Genomic DNA, 17,361 nt, shown 5'->3' on the forward strand with positions numbered 1-17,361 from the left:
CGCTAAACGCCGTGGCGCATAGGTCAGCCAGGCTCAGTGCTTTTCGCGAGATCACTGGTTTCGGCAGCTTGCGCAGTTACCGATTTATGTTGCTGCGCAGCCAGTTCACTCTCAAACGTCGACATCGAAGCGATCATCGCGGTGAACACTCGATGAGCCGCCATGAGGTCGTTGTCGCTCAGGTCGGCGAGCGCGGCGCGGAGATGGATGCCCAGTGGGGCGAAAAACGCGTGTGCCAGTTCCATACCGCTGTCCGCATACCGAAGAAGCGCTTTGCGTCGATCCCCGGGATCCGCTTCACGCCGGAGGTGGCCGGCGTCGATCATCCGGTCGACTAGGTAGGTGATCGCAGCCGGGGAGACGTCCATGCGCTGCCGCAACTGAGCCATGGTCAACGGCGTTCCAGCAGTCTCGGCAACCATGACGTGTAGCAAGGCGTGGAAGTCGTTGCCGCTTACTTGGTTCTGGCGCGCGAAATAGCGACCTATCCGATCAGACTGCGCTGTGACCGCCCGCATATCCGCGGACATGAGTTTCTCCAAGTCCGCTCGGCTGGGAGGTGAACTCTTTGTGCCCCGCTTAGTCATCTAACCGCATCCTTCTCGGCGATGTGTCGGATAGCCTATCGGAAACCCGCTGGATCAGCGGCAATACGTTAGCAACTTGAAAGTGTGTCCGAATGGCGGCGCTACCGCCACTGCTAACGCGCGAGCCCCCGATCGTCCTTCGCGGACGCGGCCAGTGGCATCACAGCGGATGATCGCCGGAAATAACCTGCTGGGCGAGCTGTACAACCGGGGTGTTGGACTCTTGAGAAACCCGCTTGAGTAAGCCGAACGCTGCGGCAGCGTCGACGTCGAGACGTTCCATGAGCATGCCTTTTGCCTGGCCGATGATGTCGCGCGAGACAAGTGCAGCGCGGAACTGCTGTTCACGTTGCAGCATGTTCCACGCCAGTGCGGTGTGGGTGGCGAAAATCACCCCCACATTCGCTGACGTGTCATCGAATGCGTTGGTCGGCTCGGCATAGAAGTTGAGCGCAGCAGTGGTCTTGCCATGCCCAAACATCCCGAACGACAGGATCGACCGAATCGGCGTCTGCTGGAGTGCCTCGTCACGGTAGAGCGGCCAGCGATGATCGGCCCTGAGATCATCGATGCGGACGCTGTCTTGTTGCGTCGCGGCCGACAGGCAAGGTCCCTGCTGCCAGCGACTCTGGATCTCATCCAGCATCACGGGGTAGCGGTGAGTCGCGGCAGCGGTTTCGCTAGTTTGGTGTCGCGTGTTGATGGTGATGCCGGCATATTGGGCACCGGGCACCGATGCGACGGCGCCTTCGATCAACTTCAGGAGCAGCGCACCCGTATCGAACGATGCGCGTTGCTGTAAGTCCGCGACCAGCCGGGCGGCCTGCAAGAACATCGCGTTTTGCGAACTCACCGGGTCACTTCTCGGTCGGATCGTGGCCCCGTTCATCAGCGAGTACCGCGATGCCCTGTTCCGCACGTCGCCGGTTGGCCGTCGGGCAAGATGACGTGTCGGCCGCTGTCATGCCCGAAACTCGTCCCAGTTGGGTCGTGGGCAGAAGCCATGCCGCCATTACTTGTCGCGCTGCTTTTGCCAGTCATCTCCTGCGCTCCGCATCGGATTTTTCGACCAGGCGCCGGATCTGCATGCCGGCAACATCGACCCTCGCAGCCGGGTCTGCTGGGCGAGATCAGCCGCTAATCCCCTCATTTGACACAATAATCTTAACTATTAAGCTTGTGAAGTAGATATGCGTTCTATGTCGTCCAGATGTCGGCCCGCCGCGTTCGCACTGCGGCGGACAGTGGTGCGGGGCTGACATTGGGCGCAGACGACAGCACAATTCGAGGCTGCAATCACCAACCCGCGGACGCCGTGGTGCGCGCGGCGGGCAAGGTCTCGGAGGCCTTGGAGATGGCCGAGCGAGCCCGCGGGCATCTTTATTCATTTCATCAACTCACCGGGCGTGCTGACCTGTTGCTCGACGACGCCGTCCAGCAACTGCTGAACGCGGGCTACCCGCAACTGGCTCAACACGTCACCGAGCACTTGATCGGACGCAACGTGCTGCCCGGAGCTTCCAGGTCGTCGAGGAATACGACGACGGCTACTACTTGTGTTTCAAGGATGTGGAAAAGCTGGTGCGGCAACGCCTTACCGGCGGCCGCAGACATGTGTTCGAGGCAGCGACGAAAGAGCGGCAGCGCACGCACGGCCATCTGGCGCACACCGCCGGCCCACCCGAATCGGTATCCGAGCCCACGGAGGAATAAGCATGCGCTGCGTCGTATTCGGTGCCACCGGCTACCTTGGCGCCCGCCTGGTTCCCGAACTGCTTTCAGCCGGTCATGATGTCCGGGTGATGGCGCGCCGGCTCGCCAAGCTCGACGACGTGCCATGGCGCCAGCAGATCGAAGTGGTCCAAGGCGACGTCAATGACGCCGATCGGGTGCGTCAAGCGCTCGACGGGCAACAAGTTCTCTACTACCTGGTGCACTCACTGCTGCGGTCGGATTTCGTGGACTTCGATGCGCGCGCCGCCACGATCGTCGCCGACGCCGCAAACCAGGCCGGACTTTCCCGCATCGTCTATGTCGGCGGCATCATCCCCGATCAGCAGCGATTGTCCGACCACCTGGCTTCGCGCGCCGAAGTGGGCCGGCTGCTCCAAGAGTCCGGAGTTCCCACCGTGGAACTGCGCGCGGCGGCGATCATCGGGGCGGGATCGGCCAGCTTTGAGATGCTGCGTTATCTGACCGAACGGCTGCCGCTGATGGTGACACCGCGGTGGCTGCGAACCCAGGTTCAGCCCATCGCAGTGCGTGACGTGCTGTACTACTTGACCAACGCGGCCCAGCTGCCGGCCGAGGTGAGCCGGGCCTTCGATATCGGCGGCCCCGACACCTTCACGTATACCGACATGATCTGCAGATACGCGGCGATCGCGGGCCTGCAGCGCCGCATCGCGATTCCGGTGCCGGTACTGACTCCACGGCTGTCGTCGCACTGGGTCCACCTGATCACCCCGCTGCCCCGCGTCCTGGCGTCGTCGCTGATGGACTCCCTAGAAAACGACGTGGTGTGCACCGAGCACGATATCGCCGAGCACATCCCGGACCCTCAGGACGGACTCACCCACTACGAAGACGCCGTCGAACTGGCCCTGGCCCGGGTGCGGGACGGCGACCTGCGGACTCGTTGGTCGCGGCACGCAGCCGACGACCCACTCTCGCGGCCGCTGCCTACCGACCCGCCGTGGGCCGGCGGACCGCTGCACGAGCGCGTTTCTGAACGCCGCCTATACACCGATGTCGAAACACTGTGGCAGGTTTTCGACTCGATTGGCGCCGAACACGGCTGGTCGGCCACCCCGCTGGCATGGGCATTGCGCGGCTGGATCGGCCAATTCGCCGGCGCCGCAAAGGCTGACCGATCATCGCGCCTTCCGCATCGTCTGCACCCCGGTGAGGCGCTGGATTGGTGGCGCGTCGAGCACATTGACCGGCCACACTTGCTGCGGCTTCGCGCCGACATCCCGCTCCCCGGCCGGCTTTGGCTTGAGCTATCGGTGCACGATGACGGCGACGGACGCTCTTGTTATCGCCAACGCACCCTATTTCAGCCGTATGGCCTTGCCGGTGAAGCGTTTTGGACGGCGTCCGGGCTATTTCGTGACGCGGTGCTCGGAGGTATCGCCCGCGATATCACCTCTGCCGCTGCAGGGTTGACGTACCCAGCCGGGGTTTGAAGATCGGGGCTTCGTGGGCGAACTGATCAACGGTCACGTCAACGGCCCTTACGTCGGAATTCATTGCATCCGCTCAATTTGGACGGAGTCTTCGACCGTTGTCGGCTGGTCGGTAAGTTCAGCATCATGGAGCAGCGATGACAGATGACCTGACGACAGCATTGGCGGTGCAAAAATTCGTATCGCTTGCCACGTTCAAGAGAAACGGCGACCCGGTTGCGACGCCCATGTGGATCGGCCGCGACTGCGACCACTTGTTTGTCTGGACGCCTGCTGACAGCTCGAAAGTCAAGCGCGTCAGCAACAATCCTCGGGTCACGCTGCAGCCTAGCGGACTGCGCGGCAAACCCAGGAAAGGAGCCAAGCCCGTCGACGGGATTGCCGACGTGATCACCGATGCGGAGACCGTCGAGCGTTTGGCCGAGGTGATTCACTGCAAATACGGCTTGATGTACCGCCTCGTGACATTCCTCGAAGGCCTTACCAGTGGCGGTGTGAAGCCGCGAGTGATTCTGCGGATCGCGCTCTTACCCTGAGCTGAAAGTCGTATCCGGGCGCCGACTGCGGAGCTAGGTGGCTGCGCGGGCAGATAACCGAGATGCGCGCCCGACGGTGGTGACCACGAGCGCCATGTGCACGTTCTTCATCGATGATTCCTTCGAGCAGCGCCGAGCCGGTCGCGCGGTTTTCAGCTAGCCCAAACCGGGAACTCCGGGTCGATGAATTTGTTGGATCTCACCACGGCACCGTTTCGATGGGGCTCAGCGTTGCGGCAGCGCCGGGTTTTCCCACCCCGACGGTGTGCTGGCCGAAGGCATCATCGAACGGGTAGCGCCGACTCATAGTGGGTTGCCGGTGCCGTCACCCAGTGTCGTTGCCCGGGTGTCGAAGGCTGCCGGGACACCAGGCGCACTGCCTGACGTCATTGGCCTGGCGCTCCGGATTGTGCCGCAGGTGGATTCGACCACCGACTGGGACATGCTGCTGGCATCTGCGGGCTCCGGCTTGTTGGGCCGGACGATAGGGCTGCGGCCCGCCACATCGTGGACCGGGCAAACGATGACAAGCCTTATGCCACTGCATTATCGGGGAATCAACTGGTGGCTGCGCGCGCGGATAACGACCAAAATCGACGGCGTCGCCGTATCGCTGGCCCGCGTCCGCAACCAACTCGACCGCGGTGAGATCGAGGTCGAGCTGGACCAGGCCCACGGCACATCAAATTTTTGTCCGTTGGCTCGCGCCATGCTGACCAAAGTCTTCACACCCCAGATCGGTGATGACGTGTCCTTCGACCCGGTGCTGCACACCGCACAGGGAGTTGAGCTCTACCCACGAGGCTTGCCGACCTGAGAGCACGTGCCTATGACCGCAGCCGGGATGGCCGGGAGGCGAACTAACCGGGTTGACGGCGCTTGAGTTTCGACGCGAAAGCGACCCATGAGACGGCGGCCGACACGAAAGCCAATCCCTGCGCGGCGCCGGTCCGGTTAGCCGGGTAAAAGACCCCGGCAACGTAGCGGTCGATGAAGCCGGAGTTCGGCAGTGGATCCATGTCGGCGCGGGCGCGCGCCCACCGTTCGAGTTCGGTCAGCGGGCAGGGCAGGCCGAAAGCCACGACGCCGACACCCCACAGCACCGTCGGCACGTGCAGCACGATGCTGCGCGGCCAACGCAGTGCCAGAAATCCGCCGCTTGGCAGATAGCCCAGGTAGGCGAAGTGCGCACCGACGGTGAGAACCACGGCGGCGGAGGGCATTCGCTTCATTGCTTGGCGGGCTCACGATGTCACGTCGGCGCGCAGCTGGTAACGACGCTCGGCATAGGCAAGGTCGTCGCGCCACAGCCGCGACGCGGCAAAGCGCATCAGTCCGGAAATCAGCGGGGCGGCGCGGCGGGCCCGCTTGAATCCGGTGCGGTCCGATTGGGCGATGACGGCTTCGATGACCGCCGTGCGCGGGCGGTTGTCGGCACCCAAACCGATTGGCGTGGCATGGGTTTCGACGACGCTTCCGGTTCCCTCGCCATCCACGATGCGCATCACGATGGTGCGTGCCTCGGGGCTGGCGAACTCCGCGACGGTGGGTACGCCGATGCGCCCGAGGCGGAACGTCACCGCGACTAGGAATCGGTCCGCCTCTTCGGTGGGAGTGGTGAGCACATCGAGCCGGGTAAACGAGTAGGGGTGATACCACGCGCCATGCCACGGATCTAACCGATTGGCGATGATGTCGACGGGTTCGCACGTACCGACCAGCCGGCTGACGGCGTGCAGGGTGTCGCCTGCCGGCCTGGCCGCAATCACCGGCTGGTCGAGCGGCGCTTCGCCGCCGACGCTATCCAGACGCACCCACGCCAACACGCCGTCGTCGTGGCTGGATAACGGCTTCCACCCGAGTTCGTTTGCCTCGCCGTCGAAGCAAAGACCGTGCCACCGGCAGATCAGGCTGCCGCGGTGCACCATCGCAGTAGCGAGGTCGGCGCCCAGGTGCGGGCAACTGCGCGGGCCGACGCGGAGTCGGTCGTGCTGATCGCGCCAGGCGACCAATTCGATGCCGGCGACGCGGGTGCCAAAGGGCCGGCCGGTCCGCACGTCGCGGCTCGCGGCGAACGCATACCAGTTGCCGGTCGGCCTGCGCTGCGATCGGTCCAGCGCGGCGTTGATGATGGCGGGCTGGGCGTCGCGATACGTCGGACGCTGGTCGGCCCAGACCGCTGGAGGAACGGCCTGCAGCGGCCAATCCTTGGGCCAGTGTCGCCGCATGTAGTCGCCGATAGTCATCGCTGAGAAAGCCTTTCTCGTCCGGCAAGAAAGCGCAACAGCGCCGAGCGACCGTGGGTGGGAACCGTGCACAGGGCGTGGCCGGCAAGTCCCCATTGCGCCAATATTTGGTTGGCCGCCGACCAGCCGGTGGTGGCCGCGCGCTCCATCAGCGCCACCGGCAGGTCGATGCGGATCCCGTCACCGGCCAGCAGCAGGCCGGGCAGCGGTGTGGTTACGCCGGGTCGACGCGCGTGGGTCCCGGGCGCGAACAGCGGGCAGTCGCGGTGATGCAGCATCCGCTCGTAAAGTACCTGTGCGCGGGCGGTTTCGGGGTAGAGCTCATGCAGGCGCCGTACCGCAGTGTCCTCAGCATGCGGGGATTCGACAGCATACGAATGCAATTCGACGACTGAACCACAGTGTTGCCGTGCCCATTCGGCGGCTTGGCGTTCGTAGCGGTCGAGAACGCTGATGTTGTCGAGTGGTTCGTGGCCAGCGGTGCCCAGAAACGCCGGCCGATCGCCCGCCACCGGGCGGTTGAGCCACAGTCGATGCACTACGAACGGCGGCGCGGTGCGCAGCCACCTGATCCGATCCCGCCACATCTTGTTGCCAAGGTCAGGTGATGCAGCCACGATCCGCTGCAAACCGGCCACGTCGGTGGCCAGCACGACCGCGTCCGCGTCCAGATGGTCATGTGAGTCGGTGTGCATGCGGAACCTGTGCGCGTCGCCGCCCTCGATGCTTGCCACGGTGCTGCCTTGGTGGAAGTGCACCCCAAGCTCGGTCAAATACTCCTGCAGCGGCTGCCACAGCGCGGTGTCGTAATTGGCGTTCGGGACGTCGAAGATAAGACCCTCGCTGGAGCCCAGGAAATAGATGTGGAACATCGTCGCCAGCTCCGCGGCCGACAGTTGCATCGGACTGGCAAAGAAGCTGCGAGAGAACACCTCGAAAGCGAGATGGCGCGCCGCCTCGGGGAAATTGAGGCTCTTCAGAAAAGCTTCGGCATCGATGTGATCGAGGCGGCGATAGACGTCGGGCAGCGACACCGCGGCGAGCGGCGCGGCAGCCCGAGCATCGATCTTGACCAGGTCGCGAAGTCGAAAGGTGGGACTGCGCAACGCGAATGCCAGCGCGTTCCACGGGGGTGTGCGTGGCAAACCACGGAAGCTGTCCCGTCGGCCGGCACCGTCGATCAGCGGGTAATCGTCGACCGGGCTCAGCATGGACAGCTGCGGGTCGACGCGGCGCAGCAACGCCCGCAGGTTGTAATACTGCCGGAAGAAGGCGTGAAAGCCCCGGTTCATTCCGACCTCGACCCCGCGGTATTGCTCGGTCCAAGCGCCGACCCGTCCGCCCAGGTACTCCTCGCGCTCCACGATGTCGACGCGGATGCCGCGCTCGGCCAGACCCGTCGCAGCGGCCAAGCCCGCGATGCCGGCGCCGACGACGACTGCCCGCGGCCGAGACGACAGCGCCTCCGCGCTGGGCAATCCCCCTGGTGCCGTATGCGTGCGGCGGCGACGATCGCTCATCGCGGCGCATCCCCGAGGAAGGTGTGGACGATGTTGGTCTCCCATCCGGGCATGGTTTCGCTGTGCACGGCGGCGAACCCGGCGTCGCGCAACCGGTGCCGGAATTGCCGTACGCCGTCGAACGTCAACACGCTACGCCACAGGTGGCGGTACAGCGTCGCGTCGCGCGTTTGCCGCCAACCGGATGGAATGATGATGGCCCAGCACACCGCGTGCCAAACCCAGGTAGCGGCCCGAGAGTCGCGCACGGAGTACTCGTGGACCGCCAACGTGGCGCCGGGTCGCAGCAAGTCGCGGAAAGCGCGTAGTTGGGCGTCGGGATCCGACAGGTTGCGGATCAAATAGGCGGCCAGAATCCCGTCGAACGGTCCGGCGACGCCGTTTTCGGCGAGCGCCTCGACGGGGGCATGCACGAACCGGACCGATGGCGGCCATGATTTGGCCCGTGCTTCATCGAGCATTCTCCGTGACGCGTCGACGGCGATGATGTCGGCTTGCGGAGCGACTCGCAGCAGTGCAGCCGTCGACGCGCCGGTGCCGCAGCCGGCGTCGAGCAACCGCAGGCCTTGCCCGCGGCCGGGCAGGCGCATGCGGCGCGCCGAAAGTCGTAGGTGAGCATGGTATTCGGGGTTGGCACCGACCAGCCGGTCGTAGGCGGGCGCGCCGACGTCGAAAGCAGCCGCCACGTCGCGGCGGGGCAGACCGGTCCTACCGACGCTCACGTTGTCGTTCCCAGAGCAGCAGTACAGCAGTGACCAATGCGAAGCCGAACAGGAAATCTTCGACCGGGATGTCGAACGGAAACCTGATGCCGCTGGTCTGCCGATCGTCATAGATGACGATCGGGGCGCTGAGCTTCGTCAGCCAGCCGTCCACCAAGATTTGAAAGCCGATCACAATCAACATCGACAACCAGTAAGCGGGGCGTCGAAAAAGCCCGGTGCGCAACGCCGCCAACTCGAGCGCGCATACAGCCAGCACCGCCAGCACGGCCGGTACGGTGTAGCCAAGGACGGTCATCGGCGGTTGAACCGTTCGAGAATGGTGCTTACCGCGTTGTAGGTCAGCAGCGCACACACCGGGATGACGACGAAGAACAACACCTCTTCGATCGGCAGCTGGAACGGGACATATGCGCCAACGATGTAGGCGCGGTTGTAGGTCCACACGTGCGCCCCGATCGCCACCTCGTCCCAGAGCAGAAAGACGGCCGCCACGGGCAACACAGCGCGGATGGCACGCCATGCTTGGCGGTAGACGCCGTCGCCGAAAATCTCTAACGGAAAGGTGATCGCCAGGCACGCCGCAAGAACGATGAGGTATTGCCAGCGATCCATCACGCAACACCGGATCGGCGATCAGCTGACGGAGCCGGGTGCGTCAGCCGCGCCCGCCATGAACGCAGCAGCCCGACACCGGCGACGTGCAGCCGTCGAGCGGTCCCCACGGTGGCGCGCCGGTTGAACACAGCAAAGTCGCAGTCCTCGATGCGGTCGAGAATTTCGGAGTACAGCGTCAGCGCCGTGGCCACGCAGGATCGCGAACGCGGCGCCAAAAGGGCGATCCCGTCGGCGGCATACCGGTAGGTCTGACGGGCGACGTCGTGCTGTTCGGCCAGCGCTTCGCGCACCCGGCGATCGGTCCGGCGATTGCGGTGGCACCACATCAGCAGCTCGCTGTCGACGTCATGGGCGGCTAATTCGTCGGCGGGTAAGTAAACCCGCTGTCGCATCAGGTCTTCGTCGACATCCCGCAGAAAATTAGTGAGTTGGAAGGCCCTGCCCAGCGCTGCAGCGTATGGCGCGGCTTGCTCGGTCGGGCCGACCGTGCCCAGGATCGGAAGCAGTTGCAGGCCAATCGCTTCCGCAGAGCCCTTCATGTACTGGTTGAGCGCGGCGCGGTTGGGATAGTCGGTGATCGTCAGATCCATCCGCATGGACGCGAGAAAGTCGTGGAACAGATCGTCACCGATGCCGTAGCGGCGTGCGGTATGGGTGACCGCGGTGAGGACGGGATCGCCTCCGTGGTCGCTGCGTGCGAAGAACTGCTCGCACAACTGCTGCAGCCGCGCCGCCCGGGTCGCGGTGTCCAGGGCCGGATCGAAGTCGTCGAGGATGTCGTCGGCGTAACGGGCGAAGCCGTACAGCGCATGGACCGGCGGGCGTTGTTCGGGCGCAAGCAATCTGGTGGCCAGAAAGAAGGTGCGGCCGTGGGCGGCGTTGAGTTGGCGGCAGCGTCGATACGCGCTGCGCAGCTCCGGATCCTCGATACCGGCCGCGTCCAACTCACCGCGGATCATCGCAGGCCGGATTCGGTGACGACGCTTTGCTTTGACTCCTCGACGATGCCGGTGATGCGGTCGGCGGCTAGCCGCCCGGAGATCAATGCGGTCGGTACGCCGACGCCGGGCACGGTCGACGATCCGGCTAACACCGCGTTGTCGATGCCGCGCACGGTGTTAGCCGGACGGAATGGTCCGGTCTGTGCGAACGTGTGAGCCAGCGCAAACGGAGTGCCGGCGACCATACCTTGGCGGGCCCAGTCATCGGGATTGACGACATGCACCACGTCGGCGTCGGCGCGCAAGCCCGGCACCAGTCGGGCTGCAACGGTGTCGACCAGTTGATCGGCGTAGGCGTGGCCGATCCGGGACCAGTCGACGACGCCGCGGGTGAGGTTGGGTGCCGGGGCCAGGATGTAGAACAGGTCCTGGCCGACCGGGGCCAGACTCGGGTCGCTGGCCGTCGGCCTGGTGACGAGCAACGACGGATCCCGCATGAGCCGCCCATCGCGGATGATGTCGGTGAAAGTCTGATCCCATGCCCCGCCGAACACGATGTTGTGGTGTGCCAGCGGGCGATTCGCCGACGGCCGGTGGGGGCTGCCGACGTGGACGACAACCGCCGACGGCGCCGGCCGCAGGGCGCCAACACGACGCGGTTTGCGGCCCAGCAGCTCGTAGGTTTGCGGCAGTTCACTGGTCAGCACCACTGCGTCGCAGGCGATACGCTGATCCTGCTCGGTGTGGACCGCCGCAACACGGCCCCCGGCGCATTCCAGGCCGGTGACCGTCGCATCGTATTGGAATCGCACGCCGGCATCTGTGGCGGCGGCGGCCAGCGCATCGGGCAGCGCTCGCATACCGCCGCGCGGAAAGAACACTCCCGAGACGGTGTCCATGTAGGCGATCACCGCATAGACCGCCAGAGCCTGCCTGGGCGCCACACCAGCATACAGCGACTGGAACGTGAACACTCGTCGCAGCCGCGGGTCGGTGATGTGGCGCTTGACCATGGCATCCCATCTGCGGAATCCGCCGATCGCCGCGAGCCGAGCCAGCTGCGGATTCAGCAGCGACAGTGGGGAATCGAAGTTCCTGGCGATGAATCCGTCGAATTCGGTGCGGTACAACCGGGTCAGCCAATCGCGCAGCTGCCGGTAACCCGCGGCCTGCCTGGCGTCGGCGAATTCCTCGATCGCGGCGGCCATTTGATCCGCATCGCTGTGAACGTCGAGGCTGCTGCCATCGGCGAACTGCGCGCGGTAGGCCGGATCCACTTCACGCAAATCCAGTCGTCCCGAAGAGGTTTCGCCGACCGCGGCGAATGTCTCATCGATGATGTCGGGCATCGTCAGCACCGTCGGTCCGGTGTCGAGCCGATAACCGTTGACATCGAGCCGCCCGGCACGTCCACCGGGCCAGGATCGGCGTTCGATCACCGTGACTTCGCGGCCTCGACCGGCCAGATGCAGGGCCGCCGACAGACCGGCGAAGCCTGCGCCGACCACGACCACCCGATCGCTTGGCCCCGGCACGGTCCGCATCAGCGAATACCCCTTGCAGTCAGACGTGTCATTCGGTGCGCTCCGTGCATACGGCGGCCATGTTCGCCAGCGCGGCCCGCACCGATTCGTCCAGCCTAAGCTCGTCGAGTTCATCGCGCGCCGACTCCACGCGGTCGCTGATCAAGTCTTCGATCCACTGTACGGCGCCGGTCGTGACGATCAGTGTCCGCCAGCGGTCGATTGCGGTGTGGTCGAGGTTGCCGTCATTCATCAAGTCCGTGAGCTGTCTGCGGGTGGGCGCATCGGCCAGTTGGTGTGCGGCGATCACCACACTGGTCGCCTTGCGGTCGACGAGATCCCGGCCGCTGGGCTTACCGGTCGCCGCTTCAGAGCCGAAGACGCCCAGCAAGTCGTCGCGCAGCTGGAACGCTTCTCCCACGGCTGTGCCGTAGCGGCCCAGCCCTGACAATGTGCGATCGCTGCAGCCGCTCATCGCCGCACCGATCTCCAACGGCCGACGCACCGTGTAGTTGCCCGACTTGCGGCGCGCCACCTCCAGCACCGCCGCCATCGAAGGCAGGTCGCGGACATCGCTTGCGAGATCGGCGAATTGACCCAGCGCCAGCTCGGTGCGCATGGCGTCGTAACGCGGCAACGCCTGTTGCAGCCAGCGATGCTCGACGCCACTCTCGCGGAGCATCTGCTCGGCCCAGATCAGGCATAGATCACCGAGCAGGATCGCCGCTGATTCGCCGAACCGTTCCGGCGATCCGGACAGCCCGCGCTTTCGATGCCAGTCGCGGAATTGGATGTGCGCCGCCGGGCGGCCTCGTCGCGACGGTGAAGCGTCCATGACGTCGTCTTGCAGCAACGCGAAGGCGTGCAGCAGTTCCAAGCTGGCGGCCGCGTACAACGCCTCGTTGCTGTCCTCGGCGCCGGATAGCCAGCCCAGGTACATGAAGGTTGAGCGGAGGCACTTGCCGCCGGTGAGGAAGTGCATCAGGATATCACCGGCAACCTCGACACCGGCCTGGTGCAACTCGGCGGCGCATCGATTGGCGACGAATTCGGCGACGTGGGTCAGCACAGTACGTCGCACGCCGATTCGCCATGCGTCGAATCGACCAAGATCTGACCAGGATTTCTGTGCCAGCTCCGTCGGCTCGGCGGATGGCACCAACGACAATCCACGCAGCTCGGACACCGAAGCCCCTCTCAAAAGATCGGGTCGCCACCAGTTCGAACGGCTCAAACTCACGCGGTCATACCCCCTGACAACGAAGACAAACACGCCGTCCTGGCCGCACCCAGGTTCTCTTCACAAGGTTAAACATTAACTTACTGAACATCTCGCTCGCTCGCCAGGGCAAACGTGCTGTCTGGCCTATCGTGTGGCGATGACCGCCGCCCAGCGCGAACGAAGCGCGCTCGTCCAGACCCTGCGCGCCGTTGGACCCGACGCGCCCACTCTCTGCGCGGGCTGGACGACCCGGGATCTGGCAGCTCACCTCGTCGTGCGAGAACGGCGACTGGACGCCACACCCGGGATCGCGATTCCCTTTCTTGCCGGTTACACCGCCAAGGTCCAGAACCAGACGGCGCGGTCAACCGGCTGGGACGACCTTGTCGAGATGGTCGCCTCCGGGCCGCCGGTTTACTCGCCGTTCAAGCTGCTCGACTCGGTGGCCAACCTCGGCGAGATGTTCATCCATCACGAGGACGTCCGCCGCGCCGTCGACGGCTGGCAGCCCAGGGTGCTCGACGAATCGACCGTCGCCGCACTGGGCCGCCAGCTCGGTCTGCTGAGCCGCATGACACTGGCGAAGCTGCCCGCCCGGGTTGTCCTGCAGACGACCGACGGACACCAGATCGCCCGCGTCGGCCGTGGCGATAACGTCACCGTCACCGGCGCACCTGAGGAATTGGTGTTGTTCGTCGCGGGCCGCGATGTCGCGCGCATCGAATTCGGCGGCGACCCGCAAACCGTCGCCGCCGTGCGAGCGGCGCGCCGCGGCCTGTAATCGCCGTTATGCCGGGGTTCGGCCGAGCAGATGCCGCAGCGTCTGATCGAGGTTGGGATGGCGGAACCGGTGACCGGCCTGCTGCAGCCGCGACGGCAGCACACGTTGATTGGCGCAGGCGAGTTCGCGGGCGCCCTGCTCGCCCAGCAGCAGCCGCGGTCCAAGCGACGGCACCGGTAGCACCGCGGGCCGGCGTAGCACCTTGGCGAGCGTTCGGGTGTAGTCGATGTTGCGGACCGGATCGGCGGCCACCGCGTTGACCGGTCCGGACAGCGCGGTGTCCCACAGTCCACGGTGGTAGATGTCGACCAGGTCGTCGATCCCGATGTAGGAGAACCACTGGTGACCGTCGCCGAGGCGACCGCCGAGCCCGGCGCGGAACAACGGAAGCTGCAGGCGAAGCGTCCCGCCGCTCGGGGACTGCACAATCCCGGTGCGCACCCGTATCACCCGGACACCTGCCTGCTCGGCTGCTGTCGCGGCTGATTCCCACTCGTCGACCACACCGGCGAGGAACCCGTCCCCACGATCGCTGTCCTCGGTCAAGGTCTGCTCACCACGGTCGTAGCCGTAGTATCCGATCGCCGACGCGCAGATCAGCACCTTCGGCCCGTCGGGCGCTTTGGCGATCAGTTCAGCCAATCGGCGAGTGGGACCGATTCGACTGTCGCGAATCGCGGCTCGGTGCGACGCGGTGAAGCGGCCGGCGATCGAAGCGCCCGCCAGGTGAATCACCGCATCGACGCCGGTCAGCAGATCCGGATCTGGGTCGTCTGGATTCCATTGTCGCTCATCAGGTTTGTTGGCCCGGTGGCGCACCAGGCGGATCACCCGGTGACCGCCGGTAGACAGAAAGGCGGTCAACGCCGACCCGACCAGCCCGGACGACCCGGTGACGGCGACGGTTGTCGGCGCCAACCTGTGGGCGGTCGCACGACGGTGCGCGGCGATGTCATCGGCCAACTGGCGATGCCGGTAAGCGAACATCGCGCGCAGCGCACTGGCGGGGACCGGTGTGGCGACGCGGTCGGTCACCCGAGTGCGCTCACCGCTGAGTTCTTCGAATTCGTGGGTATGCCGCCACCGGACGGCGAGCCGCACCGGCAACGAGGCCAGTCCATCGGTGCCGATCGAGTCGACGAAGCGGCGCGGCGGATCGTAGGACTCCGGCTGGTGCTCAGCCACCCAGCGCAGACCGCCGGGCAGGCCGAGCTCGGCGCGTCCGTGCTCCAGCGAATCTGTTTCGGCGACGACCCGCACCGGCTGCCACGGCGGGCTCAGCCGGGTGATCGCGCCGGGGCGGGTGTGCCAGTCGAACACTTCGTGAATTGGGGCGTCGACGACGCTCGAATACACAAATTCCATCCATCGACGGTACCGATAGTCGTGGCGGGTCGGTCGACTACCGGTCCGGTAGCGCGTGCTCGACGATGGGCAGCCGCGGCAGCGGTTGACGTTCGCGGCGTTTGGCCGCCAGATACACTTGCGCGGTCTCGTCAGCCACCGTGCGCCAATCGAAGTCCGAGGTCAGGCGTTCGCGAGCGGCCCGGGCCCGGCGCGCAGCGGCGGCCGGATCGTCAAGCACAGCGCCGACGGCTTTGGCCAGCCGTGTCACATCGCGCGGTGGACAAGACATCCCGGTCTCACCGTTGATCACCGCCTCGCCCAGGCCGCCGATGTTCGTTGTCACCAACGGCGTTCCCGCCGCCGCGGCCTCCAGCGCCACCAGACCGAACGGCTCGTAGTGGCTGGGTAGCACCGCGGCGTCGGCGCGATGCAGCGCCGCCAAGAGCTCGTCGTGATCGAGCCGCCCGACGAACCGGGTTGCCTTGAGCACCCGGTGTTTACGAGCCTGCTCGACGAGCCAGCTCTGCTGGGTGCCCTCACCGGCGATCGTCAGCGTGGTACCGGGATGGGCGCGCCTGATCCGCGGCAGTGCCGCGATCGCGTCGTGCACACCCTTCTCGTATTCCAGTCGGCCCACAAACAGCAGTTCCGCCGGCCCACTGCGCCGCCGGCGACTCGCGAATGGCCAGCGGGCCGCGTCGATGCCATTGCGGATCACGGTGATCTCGGCCAGCCCGGGCCCGAACAAGTCGGTGATCTCGTCGCACATCGACGCCGAACACGTGATCAGCGAATCGGATTCGCGCACCAACCACGACTCCACGGCATGCACCTGCCTGCTCAGCGATCCGGAGACCCAGCCGGAGTGCCGTCCGGCTTCGGTCGCGTGAATCGTGGAAACTATTGGCACGTCGTAAAACTCGGATAATGCGACGGCCGGATGGGCGACCAGCCAGTCATGGGCGTGTACGACATCGGGGCGCCACGGGTGGTCGCTTGACTGGTCCTTCAGTGACAATCCGGCGCGGACCATGGCGTGGCCCATCGCTAGCGTCCAGGCCATCATGTCCTTGCCGAAGGTGAACTCGTGCGGGTCCTGGGCGGCCGCGACGACGCGGACGTCTTCGCTTATTTCATCCGACGACGGGTGGGTGCTCGGATCGGTGCCCGACGGGCGGCGGGACAGCACGACAACCTCGTGCCCGGCGGATGCCAGCGCCGTCGCCAGGTGATGGACGTGGCGACCGAGTCCACCGATTACGACCGGTGGATACTCCCACGACACCAGCAGAACTCTCATCGCGGCAGCCTGCGTGCGTCCAGTGCCCCGAACAGGCCGTCGGCCCGGTTCCAGCCATCGGCCAGGCGCTGGGCGACCTCCCGGCGGCCCGACGCCAGTGCTCCGGCGATCTCACGGGTGGCGTGTGCATGCAGATGAGCCCGATAGCGGGCGTAGTCGGCGGCCGAGTCCTTGCTGACCATGAACGGCCAATCGCTGGACACGGTAAGCAGTGTCTCGCGCAGGATTTGATCGGCGATCTGGTCGCGGGGGGTCGGCCCGTCCAACGACGCGGTCTGGGCCAGCGCCTTGTCGACTGTGCCCAGCGCGGTGTCGACGACTTCGGTGTTGAGTTGTACCAGGTCGGCCACCTTGTCACCGGCCCACACCTGCCAGTCCTTGCCGGAACCCCATGAGCTGGGCGGTAATTGGACAGCGGCGCCGACGAAACCCTCGGCGACGGCGTCGCTCAGCGTGCCGATGCGCACCCCGGCCTCGGGCAATGCTCGCAGCACCCGCTCCAGCCAGACCGGTCCCTCGTACCACCAGTGGCCGAACAACTCGGTATCGAACGCGGCCACGACGTGCGCCGGCCGCCCGATGCGCTCAGATTCGGCCTGCAGCCGGCCGCGGACCACGTTGACGAAATCATCGACGTGGCCGTCGATTGCGCGATCGGCACGCTCGGGATCGTAGGGTGCCTTAGCGTCCGACGGCACGTTGCGGCCGGTGACCCGGGCCGGCTTGAGGCCGGTGCGGTGGTCGTAGGTGTGGAAATCGCGGTATGCGGCGTGGCCGGGATAACCGGACTTCGGCGACCACACCCGGTAGCTGACCTGCAGGTCGCGTCC

17 protein-coding genes and 2 pseudogenes are annotated in these 17,361 nt (G+C 65.6%); 5 read left to right on the forward strand and 14 right to left on the reverse strand.

Annotated features, from left to right (window positions below; all coding sequences use genetic code 11):
• Positions 1-23: 23 nt before the first annotated feature.
• A complete protein-coding gene (locus VEI45_RS13110; RefSeq protein ID WP_324853801.1) occupies positions 24-587 on the reverse strand; it encodes a MarR family winged helix-turn-helix transcriptional regulator in 564 nt (187 codons plus the stop codon).
• Positions 588-747: 160 nt separating this feature from the next.
• The gene (locus tag VEI45_RS13115) at positions 748-1,422 is read right to left on the reverse strand and encodes a GAF and ANTAR domain-containing protein (protein ID WP_324853803.1); all 675 of its coding nucleotides are present in this window, start codon (positions 1,420-1,422) and stop codon (positions 748-750) included.
• 375 nt (positions 1,423-1,797) lie between these two features.
• Here VEI45_RS13115 and VEI45_RS13120 point away from each other — a divergent pair.
• The 4 genes and pseudogenes from VEI45_RS13120 (at position 1,798) to VEI45_RS13135 (ending at position 5,175) form a co-directional block, all read left to right on the forward strand.
• A pseudogene (locus tag VEI45_RS13120) lies at positions 1,798-2,300 on the forward strand (hypothetical protein).
• A 2-nt stretch (positions 2,301-2,302) separates the two neighbouring features.
• On the forward strand, positions 2,303-3,775 hold the full coding sequence (locus VEI45_RS13125; RefSeq protein WP_324853805.1) for a DUF2867 domain-containing protein: 1,473 nt from the start codon (positions 2,303-2,305) through the stop codon (positions 3,773-3,775).
• Positions 3,776-3,912: 137 nt separating this feature from the next.
• Entirely contained in the window at positions 3,913-4,311 is a 399-nt protein-coding gene (locus VEI45_RS13130) for a PPOX class F420-dependent oxidoreductase (protein WP_324853807.1), read from the forward strand.
• Between the two features lie 183 nt (positions 4,312-4,494).
• Positions 4,495-5,175: pseudogene (locus VEI45_RS13135) on the forward strand (phosphodiesterase).
• Here VEI45_RS13135 and VEI45_RS13140 read toward each other — a convergent pair.
• The 9 genes from VEI45_RS13140 to VEI45_RS13180 are packed head-to-tail and all read right to left on the reverse strand — an operon-like array spanning position 5,172 to position 13,016.
• Positions 5,172-5,534 carry a DUF2784 domain-containing protein gene (locus VEI45_RS13140; protein ID WP_414687470.1) on the reverse strand — a complete coding sequence of 121 codons (363 nt, stop codon included), beginning with the start codon at positions 5,532-5,534 and terminating at the stop codon, positions 5,172-5,174. The pseudogene VEI45_RS13135 and the gene VEI45_RS13140 sit on opposite strands and share 4 nt — an antisense overlap.
• A gap of 21 nt (positions 5,535-5,555) precedes the next feature.
• On the reverse strand, positions 5,556-6,557 hold the full coding sequence (locus VEI45_RS13145) for a DUF5914 domain-containing protein (RefSeq protein ID WP_324853811.1): 1,002 nt from the start codon (positions 6,555-6,557) through the stop codon (positions 5,556-5,558).
• A complete protein-coding gene (locus tag VEI45_RS13150) occupies positions 6,554-8,077 on the reverse strand; it encodes an FAD-dependent oxidoreductase (RefSeq protein WP_324853813.1) in 1,524 nt (507 codons plus the stop codon). The genes VEI45_RS13145 and VEI45_RS13150 overlap by 4 nt, the downstream gene beginning before the upstream one ends.
• Complete coding sequence (locus VEI45_RS13155; RefSeq protein ID WP_324853815.1) at positions 8,074-8,799, reverse strand: class I SAM-dependent methyltransferase; 726 nt, start codon at positions 8,797-8,799, stop codon at positions 8,074-8,076. Before VEI45_RS13155 ends, VEI45_RS13150 begins: the two co-directional genes overlap by 4 nt.
• Entirely contained in the window at positions 8,786-9,097 is a 312-nt protein-coding gene (locus tag VEI45_RS13160) for a lycopene cyclase domain-containing protein (RefSeq protein ID WP_324853817.1), read from the reverse strand. Before VEI45_RS13160 ends, VEI45_RS13155 begins: the two co-directional genes overlap by 14 nt.
• Positions 9,094-9,417, reverse strand: a complete 324-nt coding sequence (locus VEI45_RS13165; protein WP_324853819.1) for a lycopene cyclase domain-containing protein — start codon at positions 9,415-9,417, stop codon at positions 9,094-9,096. Before VEI45_RS13165 ends, VEI45_RS13160 begins: the two co-directional genes overlap by 4 nt.
• The gene (locus VEI45_RS13170) at positions 9,414-10,376 is read right to left on the reverse strand and encodes a phytoene/squalene synthase family protein (protein WP_324853821.1); all 963 of its coding nucleotides are present in this window, start codon (positions 10,374-10,376) and stop codon (positions 9,414-9,416) included. Before VEI45_RS13170 ends, VEI45_RS13165 begins: the two co-directional genes overlap by 4 nt.
• On the reverse strand, positions 10,373-11,902 hold the full coding sequence (gene crtI / locus VEI45_RS13175; RefSeq protein ID WP_324853823.1) for a phytoene desaturase family protein: 1,530 nt from the start codon (positions 11,900-11,902) through the stop codon (positions 10,373-10,375). Before crtI ends, VEI45_RS13170 begins: the two co-directional genes overlap by 4 nt.
• A 28-nt stretch (positions 11,903-11,930) precedes the next feature.
• On the reverse strand, positions 11,931-13,016 hold the full coding sequence (locus VEI45_RS13180) for a polyprenyl synthetase family protein (protein ID WP_324853843.1): 1,086 nt from the start codon (positions 13,014-13,016) through the stop codon (positions 11,931-11,933).
• A 244-nt stretch (positions 13,017-13,260) separates the two neighbouring features.
• Between VEI45_RS13180 and VEI45_RS13185 the strand changes: the two genes are divergently transcribed.
• Positions 13,261-13,884 (forward strand): TIGR03085 family metal-binding protein, encoded by a 624-nt coding sequence (locus VEI45_RS13185; protein WP_324853825.1) that lies wholly within the window; start codon positions 13,261-13,263, stop codon positions 13,882-13,884.
• Positions 13,885-13,890: 6 nt separating this feature from the next.
• Here the strand turns inward: VEI45_RS13185 and VEI45_RS13190 are convergent, their stop codons facing one another.
• The 3 genes from VEI45_RS13190 to VEI45_RS13200 all read right to left on the reverse strand — a co-directional run.
• Complete coding sequence (locus tag VEI45_RS13190) at positions 13,891-15,249, reverse strand: TIGR01777 family oxidoreductase (protein WP_324853826.1); 1,359 nt, start codon at positions 15,247-15,249, stop codon at positions 13,891-13,893.
• Between the two features lie 37 nt (positions 15,250-15,286).
• On the reverse strand, positions 15,287-16,531 hold the full coding sequence (locus VEI45_RS13195) for a glycosyltransferase family 4 protein (RefSeq protein WP_324853828.1): 1,245 nt from the start codon (positions 16,529-16,531) through the stop codon (positions 15,287-15,289).
• Positions 16,528-17,361, reverse strand: an 834-nt coding sequence (locus VEI45_RS13200) for a 1,4-alpha-glucan branching protein domain-containing protein (RefSeq protein WP_324853830.1), incomplete at its 5' end; no start/stop codon positions are given. The genes VEI45_RS13195 and VEI45_RS13200, both read right to left, overlap by 4 nt.

It is taken from the genome of Mycobacterium sp. (assembly GCF_035623875.1).
In the GTDB taxonomy this organism is placed as follows: domain Bacteria; phylum Actinomycetota; class Actinomycetes; order Mycobacteriales; family Mycobacteriaceae; genus Mycobacterium.